Source organism: Candidatus Nanopelagicales bacterium (genome assembly GCA_028687755.1).
Classification (GTDB): Bacteria; Actinomycetota; Actinomycetes; order S36-B12; family S36-B12; genus UBA11398.
This window is the reverse complement of the sequence record JAQTZL010000008.1, coordinates 1-23,655: the sequence shown is the minus strand read 5'-3', so window position 1 is coordinate 23,655 and position 23,655 is coordinate 1. Positions and strand designations below refer to the sequence as shown.

Annotated in this window: 19 protein-coding genes and 4 tRNA genes; 8 read left to right on the top strand and 15 right to left on the bottom strand. The window is 57.3% G+C overall.

Annotated elements, in window-relative coordinates; translation table 11 throughout:
* Positions 1-35: 35 nt before the first annotated feature.
* On the top strand, positions 36-1,214 hold the full coding sequence (gene glgA, locus PHN51_09705) for a glycogen synthase (GenBank protein MDD2819048.1): 1,179 nt from the start codon (positions 36-38) through the stop codon (positions 1,212-1,214).
* A gap of 12 nt (positions 1,215-1,226) precedes the next feature.
* Here glgA and purU read toward each other — a convergent pair whose 3' ends face one another.
* Positions 1,227-2,078 (bottom strand): formyltetrahydrofolate deformylase, encoded by an 852-nt coding sequence (gene purU / locus PHN51_09700; GenBank protein ID MDD2819047.1) that lies wholly within the window; start codon positions 2,076-2,078, stop codon positions 1,227-1,229.
* Between the two features lie 47 nt (positions 2,079-2,125).
* Here purU and PHN51_09695 point away from each other — a divergent pair, with 47 nt between their 5' ends.
* Positions 2,126-3,307, top strand: coding sequence for an FAD-dependent oxidoreductase (locus PHN51_09695; GenBank protein MDD2819046.1), 1,182 nt, complete (start codon positions 2,126-2,128; stop codon positions 3,305-3,307).
* 113 nt (positions 3,308-3,420) lie between these two features.
* Positions 3,421-4,554 (top strand): hypothetical protein, encoded by a 1,134-nt coding sequence (locus PHN51_09690; protein ID MDD2819045.1) that lies wholly within the window; start codon positions 3,421-3,423, stop codon positions 4,552-4,554.
* A 13-nt stretch (positions 4,555-4,567) separates the two neighbouring features.
* Here PHN51_09690 and PHN51_09685 read toward each other — a convergent pair.
* The 5 genes from PHN51_09685 to PHN51_09665 form a co-directional block, all read right to left on the bottom strand.
* Positions 4,568-4,642: transfer RNA gene (locus PHN51_09685), tRNA-Lys, on the bottom strand.
* A 69-nt stretch (positions 4,643-4,711) separates the two neighbouring features.
* Complete coding sequence (locus PHN51_09680) at positions 4,712-5,611, bottom strand: M48 family metalloprotease (protein ID MDD2819044.1); 900 nt, start codon at positions 5,609-5,611, stop codon at positions 4,712-4,714.
* A 2-nt stretch (positions 5,612-5,613) separates the two neighbouring features.
* Positions 5,614-6,168, bottom strand: coding sequence for a LemA family protein (locus PHN51_09675; GenBank protein ID MDD2819043.1), 555 nt, complete (start codon positions 6,166-6,168; stop codon positions 5,614-5,616).
* A 59-nt stretch (positions 6,169-6,227) separates the two neighbouring features.
* On the bottom strand, positions 6,228-6,677 hold the full coding sequence (gene rpiB / locus PHN51_09670; GenBank protein MDD2819042.1) for a ribose 5-phosphate isomerase B: 450 nt from the start codon (positions 6,675-6,677) through the stop codon (positions 6,228-6,230).
* Between the two features lie 4 nt (positions 6,678-6,681).
* The gene (locus PHN51_09665; GenBank protein MDD2819041.1) at positions 6,682-8,418 is read right to left on the bottom strand and encodes a heparinase II/III family protein; all 1,737 of its coding nucleotides are present in this window, start codon (positions 8,416-8,418) and stop codon (positions 6,682-6,684) included.
* Between PHN51_09665 and PHN51_09660 the strand changes: the two genes are divergently transcribed.
* Complete coding sequence (locus PHN51_09660) at positions 8,387-8,755, top strand: hypothetical protein (GenBank protein MDD2819040.1); 369 nt, start codon at positions 8,387-8,389, stop codon at positions 8,753-8,755. The two genes, PHN51_09665 and PHN51_09660, sit on opposite strands and share 32 nt — an antisense overlap.
* 8 nt (positions 8,756-8,763) lie before the next feature.
* On the opposite strand, the gene PHN51_09655 is transcribed toward PHN51_09660, so the two are convergent.
* Together PHN51_09655 and PHN51_09650 are read right to left on the bottom strand one after the other, a co-directional pair.
* Positions 8,764-9,666 carry an oxygenase MpaB family protein gene (locus PHN51_09655; GenBank protein ID MDD2819039.1) on the bottom strand — a complete coding sequence of 301 codons (903 nt, stop codon included), beginning with the start codon at positions 9,664-9,666 and terminating at the stop codon, positions 8,764-8,766.
* Positions 9,667-9,695: 29 nt separating this feature from the next.
* The gene (locus PHN51_09650) at positions 9,696-10,832 is read right to left on the bottom strand and encodes a trypsin-like peptidase domain-containing protein (GenBank protein ID MDD2819038.1); all 1,137 of its coding nucleotides are present in this window, start codon (positions 10,830-10,832) and stop codon (positions 9,696-9,698) included.
* Between the two features lie 126 nt (positions 10,833-10,958).
* On the opposite strand from PHN51_09650, the gene PHN51_09645 reads away from it, so the two are divergent.
* The 4 genes from PHN51_09645 (at position 10,959) to PHN51_09630 (ending at position 12,297) form a co-directional block, all read left to right on the top strand.
* Complete coding sequence (locus PHN51_09645; protein MDD2819037.1) at positions 10,959-11,930, top strand: L-threonylcarbamoyladenylate synthase; 972 nt, start codon at positions 10,959-10,961, stop codon at positions 11,928-11,930.
* Between the two features lie 80 nt (positions 11,931-12,010).
* Positions 12,011-12,083: transfer RNA gene (locus PHN51_09640), tRNA-Glu, on the top strand.
* Positions 12,084-12,096: 13 nt separating this feature from the next.
* Positions 12,097-12,173 (top strand) — tRNA-Asp (locus PHN51_09635).
* A gap of 47 nt (positions 12,174-12,220) precedes the next feature.
* Positions 12,221-12,297, top strand: a tRNA-Phe gene (locus PHN51_09630).
* A 240-nt stretch (positions 12,298-12,537) separates the two neighbouring features.
* Here the strand turns inward: PHN51_09630 and PHN51_09625 are convergent.
* From PHN51_09625 to PHN51_09595, 7 genes are all read right to left on the bottom strand, one after another.
* Entirely contained in the window at positions 12,538-13,023 is a 486-nt protein-coding gene (locus tag PHN51_09625; GenBank protein ID MDD2819036.1) for a hypothetical protein, read from the bottom strand.
* A gap of 419 nt (positions 13,024-13,442) precedes the next feature.
* Positions 13,443-14,867, bottom strand: coding sequence for a hypothetical protein (locus tag PHN51_09620; GenBank protein MDD2819035.1), 1,425 nt, complete (start codon positions 14,865-14,867; stop codon positions 13,443-13,445).
* A 290-nt stretch (positions 14,868-15,157) separates the two neighbouring features.
* Positions 15,158-15,475, bottom strand: a complete 318-nt coding sequence (locus tag PHN51_09615) for a helix-turn-helix domain containing protein (GenBank protein ID MDD2819034.1) — start codon at positions 15,473-15,475, stop codon at positions 15,158-15,160.
* 595 nt (positions 15,476-16,070) lie between these two features.
* Positions 16,071-18,812 (bottom strand): hypothetical protein, encoded by a 2,742-nt coding sequence (locus PHN51_09610; GenBank protein MDD2819033.1) that lies wholly within the window; start codon positions 18,810-18,812, stop codon positions 16,071-16,073.
* Positions 18,813-18,889: 77 nt separating this feature from the next.
* Positions 18,890-19,609: a hypothetical protein gene (locus tag PHN51_09605; GenBank protein ID MDD2819032.1), complete on the bottom strand. Its 720-nt coding sequence runs from the start codon at positions 19,607-19,609 to the stop codon at positions 18,890-18,892.
* 1,006 nt (positions 19,610-20,615) lie between these two features.
* Entirely contained in the window at positions 20,616-22,271 is a 1,656-nt protein-coding gene (locus PHN51_09600) for a HEPN domain-containing protein (GenBank protein MDD2819031.1), read from the bottom strand.
* A gap of 99 nt (positions 22,272-22,370) precedes the next feature.
* The coding region (locus tag PHN51_09595; protein MDD2819030.1) for a hypothetical protein at positions 22,371-23,655 on the bottom strand (1,285 nt) is incomplete at its 5' end.

The following is a 23,655-nucleotide window of genomic DNA, read 5'->3' as shown; positions in this document are numbered from 1 at the left end:
GAGCGCCCATCTTTATAGACCTAAAACTCATCCCTATGCTGAACGCTGTGCGAATAGGAATCCTGACCCGCGAGTGGCCACCCGAAATTTATGGTGGTGCTGGGGTCCATGTCGATCAACTCGTCCATGAGTTGCGTCGTCTCACTCCTGTCTATGTTCATTGCTTTGGCGGCCACAGGACTGATGCCACAGCGCACCCGGTACCAACCAGTCTGCACGGTGCCAATCCTGCACTTCAGACTCTCGGTGTTGACCTCGAAATGGCTATGGCGGTTTCTGACGTTGATCTCGTGCATTCACACACCTGGTACGCAAACTTCGCTGGCCACACAGCTTCACTGCTGTACGGCATCCCCCATGTGATCACCGCACATTCGCTCGAACCATTGCGGCCTTGGAAAGAAGAGCAACTTGGTGGCGGTTATCGGCTCTCGTCATGGGTTGAACGTTCCGCGTACGCAGAAGCAAGCGCAGTGATCGCTGTTAGCAACGGCATGCGCAATGACGTACTCAGCGCCTATCCCTTTGTTGATCCAGCTCGTGTGCATGTAGTGCACAACGGAATCGACACGTCGATTTATAAGCCAGATTTAGGTACAGCAACACTTGAGGAATTCGGTATCGATCCGAATAAGCCATACGTTTTGTTCGTCGGTCGTATCACGCGCCAAAAAGGTCTCGTGCACTTGCTCCGCGCAGCAAAGCAATTTGCTGGCGATATTCCGCTGGTCATGTGTGCATCAGCTGCAGACACACCCGAGATTGAAGTTGAAACAGCCAACGCAGTGAAAGAACTTCGCGAGGCACGCGGAAAGGACAGCGTGATCTGGATTGAAAAACAAGTTGATCGAGCAAAACTCATTCAACTTTTTTCACATGCGCGAGCATTTCTATGCCCCTCTATCTACGAACCGCTTGGCATTGTCAACCTTGAAGCCATGGCTTGCGAAACCGCCGTTATTGCGAGCGATGTTGGTGGGATTCCAGAAGTTGTTGCTGACGGCACGACCGGGCTTCTCGTTCACTATGACGCTGTCAATACTGACGCATTTGAACGTGAATTTGCTGCTGCGGTGAATCAACTCATCGAAGATGGCAACCGCGCTTCCGCGATGGGCAAAGCCGGGCGAGCCCGTGCAGTAGAACATTTTGGCTGGGATGCAATTGCTGAACAAACGATGGCTGTGTATCGCGCAGCGATGAACACCAACTAGGAAATTAACTTTCTACTGGAAAACCACGGTGCGCTTACCGGTCAGCATGATGCGGTCTTCAGCAAAGAGTCGAACAGCGCGAGCGAGTACTAACCGTTCAACATCTCTACCAATCTCGGCTAGGTCATTCGCTGTGTGTGCATGAGTAACTCGCTCTACCTCTTGCTCGATGATCGGACCTTCATCCAGTTGAGCAGTGACAAAGTGAGCAGTCGCACCAATAAGTTTCACACCGCGTTCATGAGCTTGGTGATACGGGCGAGCACCCTTAAAGCCTGGTAAGAATGAATGATGGATGTTGATGATGCGTCCGGAAAGCTCCGAACATAATTCATCAGAAAGGACTTGCATGTAACGAGCAAGAATCACGACATCGATATTGTGCTCAACCGTCAGGTTTAATAAAGCTGATTCTTGTTCTGGTTTTGTTTCAGAGGTGACAGGCAAATACACGAACGGAATCCCATGACGGTTTGCGATGTGTTCGCAATCGCGGTGATTAGAGACAATTACTGGAATCTCGATTGGTAACTCGCCGATTTCATGGCGGTAAAGCAAATCAACAAGACAATGATCGAACTTCGACACCATAATCAAAGCCCTGCGACGATCGCTTTCATGGCGCAGGGACATTTCTGCATTAAATGGTGCAGCTGCCGCTTCAACCGCAGCGCGCACAATTTCAATGGCTTTGGGTGATTCAAACTTGGTGCGCAGACTGAAAATCCCGGAGTCTTCATCGGTGAACTGAGCCTGCTCCAAAATATTGCCCTGAATCCCTAACAACGAGCCTGTGATCGCATGCACAATGCCCGGCCCATCGGCGCAACGCAGGGTCAGGATGTACGGCTCAACAGTGCTCACATGGCGCAATCTACGAGATACCTGGGTGGGAAGGTAGCGTGCCCCAGATGAATCCAGTGGTGGTTGTGGGAAGCGGTATTGCCGGCATCCGCGCCGCAGAGGCAATTCGAGCTCATAAATATCTCGGCGAAATCCTGATTATCGACCCGGAACTACCGAGTTACCGGCCAGCTGTTTCCAAGGAAGCCCTCAAATCCAGGGTGCTGGACGGCTTTGGCATGCCAATGAAGCGCAGCGCTGATGAGTTCACCTGGCTCATTGGTCATGGAGTGGTGAACTGCTCTCTTGATGGACAGCACCTTTGGGTGTCCGACCCCGATGGCCAGACATCGACTATCCACTTTGACGGTTTGATCATCGCTAGCGGTCTTCGGTCTCGACATCTGACAGTGCCCGGTCCCACCGCTGGGCGATTCACCCTTCGAACGATTGCCGACGCGCAACTTCTCGAACCGATGCTGGTTACGGGAGCGCGTATTGCAATTGTCGGGTCAGGGTTTATTGGGTGCGAAGTTGCGGCAATCGCATCCGAGCGTGGCTGCGAAGTCACGGTGGTATCTCCAGAAGCGGTGCCGTTAAGTTCGGCCCTTGGTGATGAAGTCGGCCAAAGAATTGCGAATCAACATGAACGCCACGGAGTGAATTTCCGCACCAAGCGAATTGTTGCTGCGTTTGGAGGTGACGAACGAGCCACAAGTCTTCTTCTTGATGATGGAACCGAAGTTCAAGCAGATGTCGTTGTCGAGGCTGTGGGATCTATTCCTAATATCGATTGGTTAAACGGAAACACCCTTGACTTATCAAATGGAGTCTTGACGGATCAGTACCTTCAGGCTGTTGGAACAACTGCACCGGTACGCGCTTGTGGTGACATTGCTCGTCATCCAAATGCACTGTTTGGGATGACGCCTCGCCGAATTGAACACTGGACTACCGCCGCAGACCTGGGTGCTCACGCAGGGCGCGGCCTTGCCAAGCAACTCAATGCTGTGAATGAACCAGAGGTCCCATTTGCCGCTGTGCCTGCATTTTGGTCAGATCAGTACGACCTCCAAATTCAAAGCTTTGGAATACCTTCCATCGCGACCGAAGTAAACATTATTGAATCTGCTGACGATGGCAGTTGCATTGCCGAATACTTCGATTCCTCAGGGCTCGTTGGCGTTGTCGGGATAAACCGCACAAGCCAGATAGCTGGCTACCGCAGATCCCTTGCCGGGCGCATATAAATATGCAAAGACCCGTGCAGCTGGGGGGCAATTGCACGGGTCTTGCGAGATTGATTGTGCCCGATTGCACTGCGCTTTGTCACGCATTCACCTCTTATACCTAGAATCTGTTCGTGCCCGATTTTGTGAAGAATCCTCACCTGAAAGATGGGGGAATTTTGCTCCATATCGGAGTCCACAAAACGGGGACGACAACGATCCAAGATGCCTTCGCACAGAACCGAGCACGGCTTACAGAATTCGGGATCTCATATCCGGGAACCGGCCAGGCGCATCGTGCCATTGCTTCATCAGCAATGAATCGTCGTGTGGGTTGGCGCCCAGGTGGTTCCCCACCACCAGATCCCAAACTTTGGGAAACGTTTGTCAGTGAGGCCGAGAATTTTGACGGAATTACCGTGTGTTCAAGCGAGTTTTTTGCCGAGGCTTCCAGCGAAGTGGCCGAACGGATCGTTGATCGCATAGGCAAAGAGAACATCCATGTGGTGATCACCCTGCGAAACCTTGCAAAAATACTTCCATCGGCTTGGCAACAAATCTTGAAGTCCGGTTATGAGTTTGGTTATCTTCACTGGCTCAATAACGTGCTGGGCTCAGAACAACTCGAACCCAAATCAGAAGTATTTTGGCTTCGACATCGCCATGATGCAGTCGTGAGCCGCTGGGCAAACATTGTTGGCAGTGAACGAGTGACTGTTGTTGTGGTCGACGATTCTGATCGTGACAGCATCTATCGAGATTTTGAATCCTTAACTGGTTTGCCTCAAGGGTTCTTGCTTCAAAACAAACCTACGTCAATGAATCGGTCACTGACTCTCGCGGAAGCTGAGTTACTCCGACGCATCAACCAATCCATCGGTGGCGGCAAAGGATGGAAACCTTATTCCCATGAAGTCCACGACGGACTTATTAAAGGAATGGTTGAAGGTCGCACTCCAGGTGCCGATGAAGTGAAACTGCAAACTCCACAGTGGGCCCTCGACCGCGCCGCAGAGTTTGGAGCGACCTATGTCGCGGCTATTAGGACATCGGGTGTCAATGTGATGGGTGACCTCAGTCTGTTGAGCGCACGCTTCACTGGTCCGGAACATATTTCCGACACTGATGTTGCAGATCTGCCAATCGATGCCGCAGTTGCTGCGATCCTTGGTGCGCTCGGGGACGGTGCAGTTAAGGAAGCGCCGAGCATCAATCAACGGCTGCTTAAGAAGGTCAGTGCCGCCAAGAAAAGGATCATCCAGAAGTAAGAACTGGAGCCTGTGGTGGGACGCCGGGGGCTCGAACCCCGAACCTACGGATTAAAAGTCCGCAGCTCTACCATTGAGCTAGCATCCCGCGGATTGCGAGTTCCCCCACAAACCTGAGGGATAAGGCTATCGCCAAGCGCTTTGGAGCTCACCGGCACTACTGCCCTAACGGCGGAAGACCTTCCATTTGACGCAGCAGATTTATGCGCTCACTCAGTGGCGGATGGGTATCAAACATGGATTTCGACTTGCCATCCAATGGGGATTCAATCCACACATGAGCCACAGCAGTCGATTTTTGCTGCACGACCGTGTTGTCCGCAGCCAGGGTCTCTAACGCTCGGCGAAGCCCAGAAGGGTTGCGTGTGAACTCAATTGCTGTGGCATCGGCGAGGGACTCGCGTTTGCGCGAAATGGACGCACGAATAAGAAGTGCTGCAATGGGTGCGAGAATCAAAATCACCAATGAGATCACTATCGCAAATGGATTGCTGTTTTGATCTCTGCGGCTGAAGAACGCCATGCGGGCGCCCATGTCGGCGATCACCGCGAGCAGTCCCGCTGTGGTGGCGGCAACAGCCATGACCAACGTGTCGCGGTTACCCACGTGCGCCATTTCGTGTGCCGCGACTCCTTGAAGTTGCTCGCGATCCATCACGCGAAGAATTCCTGTCGTAAATGCGATCACCGCATGCTCTGGATCACGGCCTGTCGCAAACGCATTTGGAGCGGGGTCATCAACGATCGCGACCTTTGGCATTGGTAAACCCGCTGCCATGGTGATTTCTTCAACGATGTTGTAAAGCTGTGGTGCATCGTCGTGACTGACTACTTTTGCGTGCGTCATCGCGAGGACCAAAGTGTCTGATTTCCAATATGAAGTCCACACTCCAATCAATGAAATCCCGACAGCCATCGGAACGAGCCAATACGCATCGAAATTTAAGATCGTGCCTGCTGCCCAAACAACGGCAATCACAGCAAAGAACATCAATGCGAGCAGCAACCAGGTTTTGCGTTTGTTCGCTGACTGCTCGGCTCTAAACGAGACCGCCATAATTACTCGAAGGAAACAGTAGGAGCGTTGCGATCCGCTTCATTTGGCACTTCATAGAATTCGCGAGCATGCACACCGGTCATACCAACGAAGAACTTGGTGGGAATAGTGACAATTGCGGTGTTCAAGGTTCGAACCGAATCGTTGTAGAACTGGCGTGAAAATGCCACTTTGTTTTCCGTTGAAGAAAGTTCTTCTTGAAGTGACAGGAAGTTCGCAGATGCTTTCAAATCTGGATACGCCTCAGCGACTGCAAGCAAGCCACGAAGAGCCTGTGTTAACTGACCATCCGCTGCAGCGACTTCTGCTACGCCATTTGCGTGTTCGGCCACTGCTCGAGCTGCAGTTACCTTTTCTAATGTGCCACTTTCATGGGCAGCGTATCCCTTAACAGTGCTCACTAAATTAGGGATCAAATCGCTGCGGCGCTTGAGTTGCACCTCAATCTGCGCGAAAGCTTCATCAACCGCAACATTGGCTTTTACCAGACGGTTGTAGGTCGCGACTAAATAGATCGCAAGTATGACAAGGACAGCAATAACAATGAAGATCCACATGCTTTGATTCTACGCTCGATTCCCGAACTTATCGAGAGCCAGAATCTGCTGACTGAGAACTAGATTGCTTGACCCGCATCGAGTTCAGCCAGCTGCTCCACGCGCGCCTCGTGACGGCCACCCTCAAAGGCTGTTTCGAGAAAGACTTTGAGTGCTCCTACCGCCACATCTGGGTCTGTCACGCGCTCGCCAAAGCAGGCAACGTTGGCATTGTTGTGTTGCCGGGTCATCGCGGCATCTTGAGTGTCCCGAATAATCCCTGCACGAACCCCTGGGACCTTGTTCGCAGCCATGCAAATGCCCTGACCACTTCCGCACACTGCAACACCAAACGCAGCCTTGCCAGATGCCACTGTTCGACCAACTTCTGCACCAAAATGCGGGTAATCGACGCGATCTGAGGAGTACGCCCCAAGGTCAATCACATCGTGACCTTGTTCAACAAGCCAGCCGCGCAAGTGTTCTTTGAGAACGAAACCTGCATGGTCAGAACCAATCGCGATGATCATGGGATCAGAGTAATGCAGCACCCAACTGAGGCATTGGTGCTGGCGTTGTGATCGTTTGTCCATTGCGGGTAACCGTGACACCAGTAGAGCTGATGGTCACAGGAACGCTTTCACCTGCATTACGTGCAACGAGAACTGTCACTAACGCTTGGCGCACTCCAGCCTTTGGAATCGGCACCTGACGATTTACGACCTGACCTGGAAGTTTGGTTCCCCAGGTGCCAGTGAACCAGCCTTGCTTGCCCCCAGGCTGCGCATGATCAACCACCCACGCATCAGTTCCCGACTTCACGACATCAAGTTTCTTATCGCCTTTTGTCAGTACCAATCTGTTGCCTTCGTAACCGGTATCAACGCCGTTAGGAATTTGCCATCGTTGCCAAGTAAAGCGACCCTTGGCTTTTTTGCCGCCGCGAGCAGCATTGATGTAATCGGTGACGATCATCGCATCGACACTGCGCACATATTGCGTGCATCGAACCAGGGTCACTGTCTTCCAAGTGTTGTCCTGGACGCAGGTGGTGTCATTACCGCCAGTGGCCCAGTCACTTTGCGCAACTATGCGTTTGGTTCCCGACCACTTACTACGAGCCACCTTGCCGACAGTTAATGCCGAATGCGCAGCCCTAGTTTTCAAATATGCACGCAATGAATCACTGTTTTCGTAACGGAAAGGGCCCGGATCGCCTATCCACTCAACGCCCTTTGAATAGAACGTCAAACCAGTTCCGTCATCATGCGTGTGAGCAGTTGCCGGACGCGTAGAACTTGAACGTACTGAATAGAAACTATCCGGCATCCCAGGTTGTGGCTGCCAACCAGCGCGTCCAAACACATAGCCGCCGTCGTACACCGAATAAATCGGTGCAGGTGGAGTTCCACTTTTCCCACCGGTACGCACCCATTCAGCTTGGCCGTCAGCAGCGCCGAACGACCCCTTGAGAGATTCATTGATGCTGTCACCGAGCGACTCAACGAGAAAGTCCGGGCGAATCGATTGCGCAACAAAGTCATACAACTTATTACGCAAAGTTGGAATTGGGTCGGCCGGAATTCCGCACGTGTTGGCGGCCGCTTGCACATCTCCAAGTAAATTCTCAATGTACACCGCGTAGCCAGGTGAACCCTCTACATCGCTACCGTCAGGCTGAACGACTCCATTGGCAATCGCAACAAGATTCCGCCAGGCCTTGTCGCGCAATGCTGTGTCACCCGTCCAACAAAACGCAGCTAGCGCGCCTGTCTGTCGAATCAAGTCGGTGTTGTTTGAACCAATGGCGATTGCGCGTGCTCCTGCATTTGACTTCACCATTGTTTGCGCATCGCGAATAGCAGCTGCGGTGATCACTGGATCGTTCAAGGTTTGCGCAGCACACACCAACGTTTCCGTGCGTAGTCCTCCATAAATGGAAGAGTCAACCCACGCACCGCGCCTACCTTGATGGTCGGCAATCCAGTACAAAAGAATTTGACGGAAACGATCCACCATTGCTTGGTTTTGGACTTGCACCCCTCGAAACAGAAGCGGTAATGCCCAATTGAGAGAGTTCACATGCCGATCACCTGAAGTGTCAGACGTTGCCTGTGGCTTCCAATCTGGATGTTCTGTCAACTGATACGTGCCACCTTTACCAAAATTAATGGTTCCGCTGGTCAATAATTTTTGAGCCGCTACTCGTTCACTTGCAGCCGATGTTTGCGGAAAAATCGTGCGGCACCAACTACCAAGCGCAGTTGGCATCACCACGGGTGGTGCAGCGGGAACTGCTGTAGGCATAGGTGACGCGGGCGTTGTTACCGACGGCGTCGCGCTCGGTGTAACGCTGGGACTCATGGTTGGTGTTGCCGTGGGTGAGGCTGACGCCGTACGGCTGGGTGTAGGCGTTGGCGTTGGCGTTGGCGACGCTGAAACTGCCGGCGAGGTCGACGGCGCTGGCGTTTCAGCAGCATGTGCTGGCAATGCACTCAACAAGACCGAACCCGACGCCATAACAGTCAATGCGAACGTCAGGGTCTTGGTCTTGCGGCGCTGGGGAAGCATTCGACCATCATCACCCATAAATACGCGAAATCAGTAATTCGAATGTTACGAGTTGCTATCAATCCGGGACATCGCCGCTTGTTGGGAAGGGGATGTTGGGCCAAGAGCGAATGCGAGCGTTCCCAACATGGCCGTCACTGCAGGGCGAGCGACTACTTGCGGGACCCGAGGTAATCCCAGCATTGCGAGGTGTCGTGGTGACATGGTTGATAAAGCCCCGAGGAGCAACGCTGCATACGGGCCTTGTGCGGCAAACGGAAGTGGCGGTTTACGAATAAACGCTGCGGTTTCTTTGGCTTCACGGCTACTTCGCAATTGAGATACATATCCAGCAATCGCCGTTCGCAATTCGGTGACTGAGCGCGGAGGGTTTTCTACGCCGACGAGCTCTCCAGCTTTCGCCCATTCGCGCACATAAGCGTCCGGGCCACCAGGGATTGGATCGCCCCACACTAGGTGTGTTGCAAGAAATGAATCAGTAAATGCAATGTGCACCCACCGCAAGAGATCCGGATCTGTTGCGTCATAGGGAAACTCAACGCCATCGACCGTGTACACGCCATTGACTCGACGATGCATACCGCGAACGCGTGCGCATTCACGATCAGCTTGTGCTTTGTCACCAAAGGTCACGACTGTGAGCCATTGCGTGGTGCCTGCTAATCGGCCAAGCGCATCTTCTTCGTAACGTGAATGCTGCATCACTCCAGCGAGTGCCGCTGGATGTAGTGCCTGCATTAAGAGCGCACGAATCCCACCGACCAATGTTGGTAACCCACCATGCACTGCCCACGCGGCTGAATCTGGGCCGAAGTAGCCGATGCCTTCGCCCTCGCGCATTTGCGCAACCCATTCTGGAACCCCAGTGGGATCACCAGAAACGATGCGACGAAACCCTGCGGCAGCGCGATCGCGCAGTGGATCGAGCACGTTTGCCAAGGGGTTCATGCCCATAGCCTGCCGCAGGGTGGTTTCGTCTATGCCTTCGAGGCCGTCAGGTTCAGTGGAAGGGTCAATGTTTCCCCGCCGCGATCTACCGTGAGCTGTACTCGATCGCCAGGTGCAAAGGAACGAACAGTCACGATCAACTGAGTGCCATCAGCAATCACTTGCCGATTGACCTTGGTGATGATGTCACCGGTCTTGATGCCAGCCTTTTGCGCCGCTCCACCTGAGGTAACCGACGAAACCTTTCCACCTGGACCTTCAAAGTCCATGGCGAGCTGGACGCCGATCACTGGAGTCTTCGCTGAACCCGTATTGATGATCTCGTTCGCAATGCGCTTTGCGGTATCGATAGGAATTGAGAAGCCAAGGCCAATAGATCCCGCTTGGGCTTCACCTGATGCCATCGAGGCGATTGCCGAGTTCACACCGACAACAGCGCCGTTGCCATTGACAAGTGGTCCGCCGGAGTTGCCTGGGTTAATTGCCGCATCCGTTTGGATCGCGTTGATGAACGACTCATCTCCTGCGGTAACGGGCCGATTCAGTGAACTGACAATTCCCGAGGTCACAGTTCCTTGTAAGCCAAGTGGCGAACCAAGCGCAATGACTTCGTCTCCTACTCGAAGTGTTGATGACTTGCCAAGCGGAACAGTTTTAACTCCCGGCTTATCTACCTTGACGACTGCAAGGTCGTAGCCCGCATTGGCACCCACCAAGGTGCCCTTCGCCTTGGTGCCATCGGAGAACAACACATCAATCCCGCCATCTTTCGCAGAACCTGCAACGTGATTGTTGGTGATGATGTACCCGTCTTTGCTAATAATGAAACCCGAACCCGTGCCTTCACCGTCAGTGCCACTCACATTCAGTTGAACCACGGCAGGCTGCACAGCAGCAGCAACATCTGCAATGGAACTCCCTGCGGGTAGTGACGGTGAGCTCGAATCAGCAGTTGCCGATGCCACCACGGAGGTCGGCAATGTTTGCTTTGCCGCAACAAATCCCACGGCACCACCTGCCGCGCCTGCAACTAATGCAGTAGCTAATAGCCCGCCAACAATTGCGGGACCACGGCCACGCTTCTTTGGCGCAGGTCGTTCCCAGACCGGAGCAATGCTGGTCGCGATCGGTTCAGCGGGCGTGAAAGGTGGAAGTGGGGTGGACACGGGGTCTCCTTCGTGGGGCGAACTCATATAGACATGAGACACCCCAACCAGTGATTTCGTTCCCGTTCGGGCACGAAAACCTAGAGTCCTGACAAACCTCTTACAAAGAGCAGATTGAATAGGCACATGCGAGCAGTTGCCAGTCCCCGAGAGGCAGCACTTGCCTTGGCCGCTGGGCATCTAGCCGCTGTGCCAACGGAGACCGTCTATGGGCTTGGAGCTCGTACCGATGATCCACATGCCATCGCTCAGATTTATGCCGCAAAAGGGCGTCCAGCCGACCATCCGCTGATCGCTCATCTTGCAACGATCGAGGCAATGAATGACTGGGGAAGAAATATTCCTGAATATGCATATCAACTAGCGAAGAGTTTTTGGCCAGGTCCGCTCACCCTTGTTATTCCGCGCTCACCGCGAGCTGGTGACTTCATCACGGGCAGTCAGAACTCCGTTGCGGTTCGAGTCTCTGCACATCCATTAATGCAAGAGGTACAAAGAATTCTTGTTGAACTTACAGGTGATCCTTCCATTGCAATTGCGGCACCCAGCGCAAATCGTTTTGGAAAAGTAAGTCCTACAACTGCGCAGCACGTGCTCGAGGAACTCAATAAATTCACGAGTGCGGAGGATGTTGTTCTCGATGGTGGTGAATGTGCTGTCGGTGTTGAATCCACAATCATTGATTGCACTGGTAACAATCCGCGATTGCTTCGACCAGGTGCGATCAGTGTTGAGCAGGTGGAAGAGATAACAGGACTTCCTTGCACAACTGATTCACAGATTCGCGCAAGTGGAACTTTGGAGTCTCATTACAGTCCCACCGCAACAGTCGAACTGGTTGATGCAGCAGCACTACTCGAGCCTGTGTTCGCCACCGCAAGCATCGGACTCATCGCGTTGGCCGAACATCCAACACCTGCAGGCATGGTGCGCCTGTGTGCGCCGGTCACCCGCGAGGAGTACGCCCAACAGCTCTATTCAGCCCTTCGCGAGGCCGACGCTTTGAAGCTTTCCAAGGTGCTGGCGGTTGCCCCACCCATAGGCGGAATTGGGGCCGCGATCAAAGACCGGCTGACCCGGGCCGCCCACCCGAATTGACCTCAATTACCCCTCCGGCCACCCATCCCCTATAGTTCTCAGGTCACCAACGGCATCCACAAAGGTCGACGGAGATATAGGTCCCCATCGTCTAGTGGCCTAGGACACCGCCCTTTCACGGCGGCGGCACGGGTTCGAATCCCGTTGGGGATACGGCTTCATTTAAGGCCCTGTAGCGCAGTTGGTTAGCGCGCCGCCCTGTCACGGCGGAGGTCGCCGGTTCAAGTCCGGTCAGGGTCGCCAACGATTCGGGGGAAACCCCGATTCATCGCGGCTGGAACGTCAGCCACGGCCAGGTAGCTCAGTTGGTACGAGCGTCCGACTGAAACTCGGAAGGTCGCCGGTTCGACCCCGGCCCTGGCCACCATCAAGATCCCTTGCAGCGCAACGACTTTCGGTGCTCGGCAATTCCTACTGAACTAGCAGGGAAAGCGCTTTTGCCCTTTCTTTTGCCCTTTCACAAGCGCACAATCTGTGGATAACCTGTCCGATTGGTCTGTTTGAGGGAATGTGTTCGGGGATCGTCACGCTGGCGAGGCGAGGATCCGAAGGGTGTCCTGTCCTGCCGTCCGGTATGGCTCGTCAAGCCCGAGCCTGCGCACCAAGGTCACTGCAGCAACTCCAACCGGTCTCGCAGCAGCGCCAACCCAGCTGCGCGCTCGCGCGAGTCAAGGGATTCCGCAAGGTCTAGGGCAACGATGACGGCGCTGGCTACCCGTCTGCCCCCCTGTTCGTTGTCCGCGACTCTCAACGTCACGTTGCCCCGAGCATCCTCGACGAGATGAAAACGGGCAATGCACTGCTGAGCGGTTGCAGGGTCGACGTATCCGTCAACCTCATCGTGCCGAGCTGCTGCAAGTCCAAACTGCCCGGCGATGGCTCCGTCCGCGTCGATCGCCGAGGACCCTGTCAGCGTCACCTCCTGCCTGATCCGGTCGATGAACGAGGCGGATGCGCGATAGCGCCGGACGCTGGCACGCCCCCGAGTCGCCCGCACCACATCCTCGGCTGACATGTGGCGCAGTCGCGATATCAGGCGTGATCGTTCGATAGACCCGAGCCGTCCGGTCTCCCCGGCGGTCAGCAGGTCCATGGCTGCGCTACTCGTTGCGGCAGACCATGGCCGACCACGCCGGACTCCTCGGGTGCGTAGCCGGTGCACCGACACCGCATCGATGAGCGCCGCCCGGCCGACTGTCCCCACCCGCGTGAGGTCACCAGCCGCCAATAGTCTCTCGACCTGCCGCATGCCGACGCCCAGTCGCCGAGCCGCCTCGGAACTGGTCATCGTCTCGGTCGCTGACGCCATGACATAAATAGTCGCATGAGCGACGCATTATGTAAACCCCGCGACGAGACTCATCTAGAGTGCTCGCGAAATGGGGTGCGCCTCATTTGAGAAATGCTCGCGTAGCAGTACGCGGGGGATATCCCCGCCTACAGGGTGGACCAGGGCCTCTCGGCCAGCCCAGCCCTAGAAAATTACCACTTCAGCCGACCCATGCGTATCCCTCATGCCCGGCCCCGGCGCGCACCGAGGTCGATGACGTTGTCCGCATCCAACCCGAGACGTGCCACGACCGTTGGGAAAGCTCCAACCCAGGCCTCCCAGAGGGCATCAAGCCGCTCGGGCAGGCTCGCACTCTGGTCGATCTGGACAGCCCGCCGAGCCCGATCATGGGATCGTTCTTGCATCGCCCGCGCATAGTGCCGCTCAGTGGTGCGCTTGTCCGAATGTCGCAGTAGGAGCGCCGCCTCGGTCAGGCTGCTGCCACTATCGAGCAGTACCGAGGCAGCAAAGGCGCGCAGGTCCTTCACCTTCATCGGGTAACGCCGTGGATCGAGCGCCGGTAAAGACTCATCCCCGACCAGGCCTGCAGCAAGGCGCGCAGGCACCCACACATCGCGGCGGAAGTTGGTGTTGTCGAGCACGCCAATGCTGTGCGTATTGCCAGGCGAGAGCATCGGACGTCGAAAAAGTAGGCGGCCGGCTGGCATTGGCATCGGTGTCTCGCGCAAGCGTTGGTCAGCTAACGCAACGAGGCGCAACCACAGTGGCCGCGGTACCGGGACAGTGGCAGTCATGCCAGCTTTCGGCGGCTCCTGCTGCCAGTAGTTGTTTTCGAGCAGGTGCAGCCCAACACCAGAGTGCGCATCAACTTCCTTCTGCGTCCTGCGGACCAAAACCCGATCGATTGTGATCTGCGGACGATCCCGCCACACCGCCTGCTCGTGAAGACTCACGGCTTCACCCCAGCGCAGCCCGCACCAACCCATCAGGGCGAGCAGCAGTCGGTCGTGCTCGAATTCCGGTGTTTCGACGATCGTCGCAAATTCAGCCCAAGACGGAAGCAATACCGGATCAACGGTCTGCATCGTCGCCCGGCGGGCCTTGCTCGTCTCCACTCGAACGTGAGTCGCGGGATTGACTCCCAAACGGCCCTCGCGCACCTCCCATGCCAGAGCCGCGCCAAGCACCCGTCGTGCGTTTGCAATGGTGCCGGCTTTCACTCCGTCGGCGGCGGGGTCATCCATCCACGCCCTGATGTCGCGGCCGGTCAATTTGTGAATCGGGACTCGGCCAATGTCAGCATGCTTCCGGGAAACGTGATTCTCCAGAACACTTCGGTAGTCACGCACCGTTCGGATCGCTATAGGAGCCAGAGCAGAGTTCTGGCGTGCTGCGATGTAGTCGCTGAGCACCTCGCGAACTTTGCGCACCGTCCCGCTTGGTCTGCCCAATGGGCGAAGGCCCGCGTTCCGATCCATGTCAACGATGGCCACACGCAGTGCCGTCCAGGCGATCGACTCGCTCGCGAAAGTCTCCGGCAACGGTCTGCGATACGCGTCCAGTCGCGAAGGAAGGCGCGCCTGCCAGGGACCCGAACCGGCCGGAATCTCCCGAACCGATCCCTCCACTCCTTTGCGCCTAGCCATTGATAATCCTCTCCTGATCCCTTCCTTGAATTCTGGCTTGTACCTCTGACATCACCTCGTCCTCGAATCCACCGAGTAACCACGCTGATCGCAATGGTCCACAAAGGCATCGAGGTCAGCCTGGGTGTAACGGACGAGTCGCCCTATCCGACGGCAGGGAAGCTCACCTGACAAAGTGAGCTGACGCACCAGCGTTTCCGAAACTGCCAGGGCGAGGGCAACTTCCTCGGCGATGAACAACGCTCTCATTAGCCCGGGTGGCGTGACACTCGACGTCAATGCCACGGCACTCATGCGCCACCTGCCGACGTATCCGCGGAAGGGGTGGCTTCGACTCCCTTGCCGTGGCGCGCAATCCAGCGGCTCACCGTCGATTCGCTGACCTGCAAGATCGCAGCTGCCGTCGGAATCGTCATGCCGGTAATCGACATCAGCTCGTTCCACCCCTTGGCTTCGACCATCTCTGCCCGGGAGATCTCGAGCGCATGGCGCTCCTGTGCTACTCGTAGACGTGCATCGGACTTCTCGCGCATCTTGACGTGGCAGTACTGAAGATTGCGCAACCGATACATCGCACGCTTGGTCTCAATCATGAATTCGTTCTTCATCGTGGTCCTCCGTTCGCTAGCGCCAACGTGGTCGCCATACCCCCTCAACGGTGTGGGGTGCTTGGTACATCGCATTTACACCTCCCGCCCGGCGAAAGATGCAAAGAACGCTGAAATCACCGGAATCACAACAAGAGCAAAAGACAAGCCAAGGAGAATCCACAAATACAGCCACCACAAAGAGTCCATGACAAGCCTCCAAAACCAACCACCAACGACCTACAAGAACAGACCAGACACCTCCCGGGCTGGCATCCCGATGCGTTGGTGCCGGAAGGAGCATTGTGATGCCAGCCCGGGAGGTGTTGGGGTCAATGCAGTTGGTTGTTCTGCCTGCGGATCTTGAGGGCCTTGTTAACGACCTCGTAACAGTCATTCTTCGGATCGTTTTGGGGTGAATTTAGGAGGCTTCTTGATCTGAAATCAGGCTGAAATCGCGTCAGACCGGAGCCCCGGATACCAAGAAGTGGCGCCGCGCCGCCCGAGCAACCGACCTCAGTTCTCGGCTATCTGGGCGATCGTGTCGACCTCCACCAACAGCCACACCGCACCATCAGCCACGGCCTCTAACACCGGCCGGAACAACGACTGGAAATCAGGAATGGCCACCGGAGTCTCGCCTTCCGAAAGGGTCATAGATGGAGTCCGCAGCAGCCTTCTCATTGAGGTCGAACAGGGCACTCAACAAGGCAGGTCGGTCCTTGATTAGTGAAGCAGGAAGGCCGTAGCAGGCCAGGACTGCGCGGTCGAGGTCGTCGTGTGCCTTCTTTAGGTTCACGAACGCTCCCTCATCCATCGCGTTGTAAACAGCGGTCAAGCCTTTGCCGAGTGACTGGCACGCGGCGCTCCGCTCCGTCACGATCCGGCGCGCGGCCTCGGCCACGGTCGCGCGCCTACCGTCGTTCGGGTTGGTCGGCCACGGGAACGTGTCGAAGCAAGTGCTCGGCGTGTATCGCAGGTCGCCCTTGAGAGTCGACCCATTGGCGCGCGCCCATAGGTCGTGTGGCCGGGAGGCAAGCACTCCGAAGGAGTAGTCGTCGTCGAACGCGAAGGCCGCGAGCGCGTGCGACGGGCGCCACCCTGGCTGACCCCACGCGACGATCCAGCGCTTCCCCGTGAGGCCTGCCAGCGCGTATCTGGTGAGGGGCGCGAGGGCCGCCGTCATGCCTGGGCGCGTTTCGGCGAACTGCCACCAGCGTTCGCGGTGAGCCTTGCGGCTGACTCCATCTCGGAACGGCTTTACCTTCTCGCGAACGATGTCAAGGGCAGCGGGAAACGCCCCAGCCTCTTCGAGAGCCCTTCTCCCGAAGTCGATGATCCATCGGCTGGGGTCGGACGAAACCCGATCGACGATGTCCTCGCCATTGATGAAGGGGAACACAACGGTCGAATAGTCGGCATCGGTCCCGCCGAGCAGCGAAGCTGCCTCGTCCTCGTCAAGGACGAACCCCATTCCGTTTGGGAAGTACCCAACGAATCCGACGCCCGCGTTCCCGGCGAGCTTCACGGCTGCACGATGCTCTGTTCCTGCCGTCAACGACGGCGTGATGCCCTCAACTTCGCGACCATCGAGTAAGTAGGGAGGGGGCGGGACGACGCCCTTCTCCCAGCACACGATCGACACATGCACCTTTGCGTCGCCGGACCACGGCTTGGTGCTGGTGGCCTCGAAGATCGTGCCGCCATTTGCGACGATCCACACCAAGGAAGCGTCACGGTTCTTGGCCTGACTGATCGTGTTCGTCGCGACAAGTCCGGCACGTTGACCCTTGCTAAGGTGCGTATGCGCCTTGCGGAAGAAGTAAACGCAGTGGTCCTTCACGCCGACACCGAACTCGGACTTGAGCCCGTCGATGTACGCGTCCCCCACAACCTCACGCAGACGACGGTCACCGTGGAAAGGCGGGTTCCCAATGATCGCGTCGACTTTCGGCCACTCGATCTTGAGGCTATCGGCGCAGTCAAGTGTGTCGAGAGACTGCAACGGCAAGGGGTCCTCGGCTGCTCCGTACTGGCGTGCCATGAGTGCATGAGTCATCCACAGGGTCGCCTTGGCGATCTCGACTGCAAAGGGATCGATCTCGATGCCGTGGATGTTGCGGAGGGGGTAGCGAGGAAGCGTGGGAGGGAACATACCGGCGGCTGTGTAGAGATCGGAGATCCTGTCGGACAATCGTCGCTCGAGCTTGCGCAGCTCGCGGTAGGCGATTGCAAGGAAGTTGGCGCAGCCCATCGCGGGATCGAGTACATGGAACTGGGTCAGTTCGACCAGTAGCTTCACAGCCTTCTTAGGGTCGTCGACAGCCTCGATCCGCGCTGCCCACGGGTGCACGATGACCGGACGGACAATCGAGAGGATGTCCTCCTCGTTCGTGTAGTGCGCGCCGAGTTCCCATCGATGATCATGTCCGAGGCAGCCCTCGAGGAGGGATCCAAAGACCGTCGGGTTGACCCAGCGCCAGTCGTAAGCGGCCGCGGCCTGCAAGTGGCGTAACTCTCCCGGGTTGAGCGGTACCTCTGGAGTCGCAGCAAACAACTCGCCGTTCACGTACGGCACTGCCACGCTACGGCCCCGATCTCGTCGCTCAGCGTCCGGTTGGTTGAACCTACGGAACAGGTCAGTGATCTCGACGGCGCTGTCGCGAGTTGAGTCCGTAGCGAGAGCGTCAATGAGGTTAGCGAATACACGCTCGGGCACCAGTCCGAGGTCTTCGGCAAAAAGCACCCACACTGCCTGGACGATGAAGCGCCTGAGCTCCTCGGCCGGCGCCGCCTCACGATCGAGCAGTTGGAAGTACAGGTCGACCATGTGCTGGGCGGCCTCCTGCGTGACAGCTGCCCCGGGCCCACCGTAAACAGGAGTCTTGCCGGCGAGGAACAGGAGCGCTTCTGCCCGGCTTGGGAGTTCCTCGATCGTGAAGACGTCGCGCGGAGCATTCGGGAACCGGCCCGGCTCCCAGACCTCGAAGCTGCGGATGCTGCATAGCACGAGGAACGGCGGCGCAGGCGTGCCCGTGGCGGGGTCAGCGCTATTTCGCCAGTAGTCCAGGACCTGAGCACGGTGCGAGTCCAGGCGCCCCGACTCCTTTGGCGCCTTCATCTCGACGATGGTGACCCCGGGCCAGTAGAGGTCCATGAAACCGACGCCCTCGTCGCGTGGCCCGAACTGCTCGAAAGTCGCCCCAGCCTCGATGACATCCTCGGCACCGGTATAAGCACGGATGAGCTGGTTGAGGAAGGTTTGCGACCCGGAGCGCTCGGTCCCGGAATACCGACTCCATCTATCCACGAGCTGTTCAAGAGCCGCCTCAATCTCCGGCAGACTTCGAGCCTTCATCACACCCCCCCCCGTTGACTGTGAGCCTAACGTCAACCGTCTGCTGGGGCGTGGCAACGCTTGCCTCTGCCTCCACTTCAGAACGGGTAGTACGCGTTGGACGCCTCTCGTGCCTTGCTGAGCGTCTCCCGCATGTCAGCGCTCCAGGCGACGAGCTCGGAGCAGTGCGGACGTGGGACCTCCAGAAGTTGCCTCACGAGGTTGCTGGCGAAATCGACCACGACCTGTGCAACCGGTGCCGAGAAGTCCACAAAGCGTGGGTGCACGTGTACCTGGAAGTCCGCTCGATAGCCGACATGTGTGAAGTTACCGGGTGCGTGGACCGCACGGTTTCGCAACGCGAACATCCGCCCCAACTCCCCGCGAACGGCGGTGCTTTGCGTGTTGTCCAGCCTGAAGCTACGACAGAAGGATTGGTGAATGCGGGCCGCCGCACCCTCGACTTCGACGTCGGCAGCCATATTGTAGTGAACGACCGAGGACGTGAACGCTTCGAGCGAGAACGCGGCGTTACAAATGGCTGCCATGGACGAGCGCATCTCGAGTTGCAGGGCCTCACCGAAGGCGGTCTCACCTTCGACGGAGTAGCCCGGATTCCTTTCCCGTGCGGCCAGAGCATTGGCTAAGGAATCGCGCGCCATGGCCATCCAGTGCGGCCAGACTTCGTCGCGCAACTCAAGGTCGTGGAACTTGGGGATTCCAGACTCAACGATGTACGACAACCCTGCTGAGGGGTGTCGTACGACGCCGCCGAACGGGATGACCACGCGGGCCACCTGGCCTTCGTCTAACGCCACGGCGTTTCTCCCTTCACCTGTCCTCGCAACGTTCGACCCATCCGATTTCGGCAAGATTCGTCCAGTTCGAGGATAAGCATGGTCCCGCACGCTGACATCCGCCTGGCCACGGTCTCACCGAATTGGTCGAGGCAGGACGCAATCTGGTCGTCCTTAGCGTGCCTCCTACGTGCCAACGCCCATATTCCGGACCCAAATCCGTGAGGGAGTCCGCGCCATCAGCGTGCCACTTAGGGGGCATGAGAGAGCCACTAGCCAGCAAATTGGAGGGAACCTGCGCAAGCAAGAGTCGTTGCAGGACAACGACTCTCGCTGAGTGGGGCGTGAGGGGGCTCGAACCCACGAGTACCAGATTATTAATCTGGGTGGTTCCTTGTTTTCCTCGGTGCGCAAAAACCCTTTGTTTTCAAGCGTTTTGTGGTAACGGAATTTCGCTGAATCTTCCTCTTTGCGTCAGTGGGTTCGCATGGAAGCGTGCCGATGTTAACGACTGCAGGTGGGTTCGTTCCTCAGCCACCCTGGAGCGTCCTCGGATGAAGCGTGCGGATCACGCTCTTCGGCGCGCGTGTAGAACGTCCCCGAATTGCCACTTCTTCCCGAGGCTGGGGTACCTCCTTGCCGCAATAGGCCTTCCGATGACGATGGCAAGCGTCAGGTCCAGGCGCTGGGCTTCGCCGGTCCATTCCCGACGCACAAGCGTCGCTGGCTCTACCCCACACCTCTAGAGCAGCGAGTTCCGTGCGGCTGATGAAGCCACCGCCTCGGCCTATGGCTCGGCGAAGATCGCGCAAGACGCCGGGTTATTAGCGGGTTATTAGGGACAAAAAATGTCCGTTTTGCGTGGAGCCGCCTCGGGGATTTGAACCCCGGACCTGCGCATTACGAGTCGTTTGGCACATTCGATTTCTGTTGCTGCACCACAGCCCGCCCAAGATATACCCCTCCCTGTGTCGGTCGTCGCCAGCCGCGAGCCTTCGGCGTTGATCCGCTCGCCCGTGACGACTTATCAGGCACCGTTCCCGTCGTGGTCTGGATAGCGCGGTGAGGTCGGTACCTGGGGATCAGCGCGATCAGGATGAGGTCGTAACGGCGGCTCGTCCATTCGACCGGATGCATTGATTGCTGCGCGTGCCACCGTGCCCTCTGAAGCTTTGATGCGTGTTGAGTATTCGGCGAGGTCGCGTGTAGCGCCATGCAGCAGACGTTGGTCGAGCTTCTTGCCGGAGATCTCGTCGGGGCGGTCAAGCGCCTCAATGAGTAGGTATCGCAGGATGTCACCAGCGAGGAGGTGTGTGGGAATGAGTTCGCCACGGAAGTCGCGAGTCTTCGGTACATGGGTAGTGCCGTGGACGACTTTGGACCTATCCGAGTAGACCGCCTTCATGGTCTCGTACACCTTGTCGAGGTCGGTCGAACCAAGCGACCGACGGCGACCGTCGGCTGTGCGGGACGTCGCCAAGGCAACCCCGACTCGCTGCGCGAGCCGATGGGTGATCTCGTTGTTGTCGTCGCCGCCGACTAGCGCTTCTATTCCGATGCATGCGTCTAGCAGTCTGTCGAGCTCATCGGATCTGAGCATCGATTGTGTCAATCGTCGCGAGGCCAGCCGTACGCGAGGCGATGCCTGTGCCAGCGCGGACGCGACCGTCGGGAGCCCGTCGAGCCACCTCATTGGGAATGCCGGGATATCGGCAAGCCAGCCATAGTTGTCGAGAATCTCCGGGTAGCGTCGCATCGTCTTGACTAGCGATAGCTCTGGAAGTCCGCGACGATGCCAGCCGGAAGAGAAATCGCGCGGGACCAGGAAGACACTTGCGTATCCGACCACCTTCACACCGAGGATGCGCAACGATTCACAAGCCAGGTCCGCCTCGCTAAGGACATCGTCTAAGTCGAGGCTACGCCGCGAGATCATTGCTTCTAACGGACCTTGGTTATCCCGTTGGAACGTCCCGATCACTAGCGCGTGGGTCGCAGCACCGGTTATCGGGGACGGCACTGGGTCGAGCACATTCATCTGCCCTGCCATCGCGCGCGCGTGAAGCATGTCGTCGTCCATCCTCACCAAACGCGTTGACGCCGTGACCTCAATAGGGTCCACACCGTCAAGCGCTGTGAGCACCAAAGGAACGACGTAGTCAACTGAGAGGGTCGGAGCCAGCCAATAGCGCTCGATCTGGCAGTACAGGTCACGAAGGTCATCCTCCGCCGTCAGCCCGATCGTCATGGAGTGCGTCGCTATGTCGATCGGCAACGCACTCGCGAGGCTGCCGGCAAAGTACGTAACAGTGTCCGCAGCGACTCCATCCATGGCGGGCTTTAGACGCGGCGAGATAGTTGGATCCGCAAGCACGAAGGCGACAAAATTCCGAACACTCTCAAATGAGGTCGCATCGATCGGTCTGTGGCCCTTTCCGATGAGAGCTGCGTAGTCGATTCGACCGTCTTGTGGGCCAATCACTGGTGTGGAAACGGAGGGCCATCCGCGATTGGACCACGTCAGAGTGCCGTCGCTCAGTCGTGGCACCCACCCAGGATCGGCGAGGTAGTCCTCAATCGCTCGTATGACGTCCCGGATAGCCGGGAGTGCTAGTTTCCACATCTCGGGCCGCGACGGCTGGCTGGCCATCGCTGCAAGCGTGTTTTCGTTGGGATCGGTCACGACACAAGTCTGCCGGACGCCGATGAGATCTGCCGTCGGCGGCGGGATCCCCGCTGTAAGCCGGCTCCAACAGAACTCAGCGGGGACGGGTGCCGCGTCTCACGCGTCTGGAATCGGCGCGTCGTCCTTGGCCCACTCTGGTGACTCATCCTCGATCATCATGTCTCGCCACCGCCGGCCCCCCTGACGCGGAAAGTCTTCGGGAGGATCGTCACCATCGAATCGCCATTCCTGGTTGATGTCCTTCGTCCCTCCAACGGCGAAGACGTAGCCTGCAGGCGTCTGACGCCAGGCTCTCCATGTCCTGCGATCCTTGCTAACTCGAAACTGGATCTGGTGCTCGTCAGGCAACTTGGAGAGCAAGCTCAGTCGAAAGATGGCTTCCGCGTCGGACTCGTATCGACGGTGCTGGCTGAAGTACCCGGACTGCGTGTAGTAGACATCGATAAGTCCGTCCTTGGTCTCGTGAAATTCTCTGCGGTCGAGTTGAAGCCCTGCAGAATCGAGACCGACAACACCCGCGAAGCGCTCAAGGCGAGCCTTACGTGCACGTTCTGCGCGCCGGTTAACGCGGACAGCGCGACGGAATTCGCGCATGGCACGCCACGCGCCTCGGAAGGAGGTTTCTCTCGCCAGATCTCCGATCCAGTGAAGCTTGAATCGGGTCGCATAACGAAGACTTCCAAGGAAGCCCAGAACGATCGCAAGTTGGACGCGCCGAGGGACAGAACGATCCTCGCCTTGCCATCGCACGCGGAGCAGGGTCAACTCACAGGCCATGCGAAACCCCCAAATGTAGACAAACGGAATGAGGGCGATCGGCAGCCAAATCGACAGCGCGAAGGTGCGAGCCTCTTCGGTCCAGTCATACGACCCAAAGTTCCAATACACCTGAAGTGCGACGTAGATGGCGACCCCGAGAGTGATGGAGGCGACTATCGCGTTCAGGCACCCGGTCAGCTTCGCCGTGCTCGCTTGCCGTGCGCCGACAGTCACAAGCATTACGAGAATGAGGAGGAGCGATTGCAACAGAATTTCGGCCCACAGCGGGAACAATGCGAGGCTGAGGTAGACGACTAGCAGCGCCGAGATGCCTAGCACCTCCGTGGCTACTTTCCGCATGATCTGCTTTCCGCCGTCGAACTTGCCCGCGGCAAAGACGAGCGGCAGCCCGGCGAAGACAATGACGATGACCGTGTCCTTCGTCAGCTCGACCGACCACAGTCCGAGGCGGTACGCGCCATAGACGACTAGCGCGGACCACATTAGGTACGAACCCAGAACGACAAGGATCTTGCGTGCCGTCAACGCCCGACAGGCTCCCGAGAACGACCGCAATATCTGATGTCGATTGGGAGCCAATACAAGCAGCAGCGACACGCCA

Bases quoted from the DNA above. Each gene is read 5' to 3' on its own strand.
- glgA (MDD2819048.1), top strand. From the start codon at position 36: ATGCTGAACGCTGTGCGAATAGGAATCCTGACCCGCGAGTGGCCACCC.
- PHN51_09695 (MDD2819046.1), top strand. From the start codon at position 2,126: ATGAATCCAGTGGTGGTTGTGGGAAGCGGTATTGCCGGCATCCGCGCC.
- PHN51_09680 (MDD2819044.1), bottom strand. From the start codon at position 5,611: ATGGCGGTCTCGTTTAGAGCCGAGCAGTCAGCGAACAAACGCAAAACC.
- PHN51_09675 (MDD2819043.1), bottom strand. From the start codon at position 6,168: ATGTGGATCTTCATTGTTATTGCTGTCCTTGTCATACTTGCGATCTAT.
- rpiB (MDD2819042.1), bottom strand. From the start codon at position 6,677: ATGATCATCGCGATTGGTTCTGACCATGCAGGTTTCGTTCTCAAAGAA.
- PHN51_09665 (MDD2819041.1), bottom strand. From the start codon at position 8,418: ATGCCAACTGCGCTTGGTAGTTGGTGCCGCACGATTTTTCCGCAAACA.
- PHN51_09655 (MDD2819039.1), bottom strand. From the start codon at position 9,666: ATGAACCCCTTGGCAAACGTGCTCGATCCACTGCGCGATCGCGCTGCC.
- PHN51_09645 (MDD2819037.1), top strand. From the start codon at position 10,959: ATGCGAGCAGTTGCCAGTCCCCGAGAGGCAGCACTTGCCTTGGCCGCT.
- PHN51_09625 (MDD2819036.1), bottom strand. From the start codon at position 13,023: ATGGACCTGCTGACCGCCGGGGAGACCGGACGGCTCGGGTCTATCGAA.
- PHN51_09620 (MDD2819035.1), bottom strand. From the start codon at position 14,867: ATGGCTAGGCGCAAAGGAGTGGAGGGATCGGTTCGGGAGATTCCGGCC.
- PHN51_09615 (MDD2819034.1), bottom strand. From the start codon at position 15,475: ATGAAGAACGAATTCATGATTGAGACCAAGCGTGCGATGTATCGGTTG.
- PHN51_09610 (MDD2819033.1), bottom strand. From the start codon at position 18,812: ATGAAGGCTCGAAGTCTGCCGGAGATTGAGGCGGCTCTTGAACAGCTC.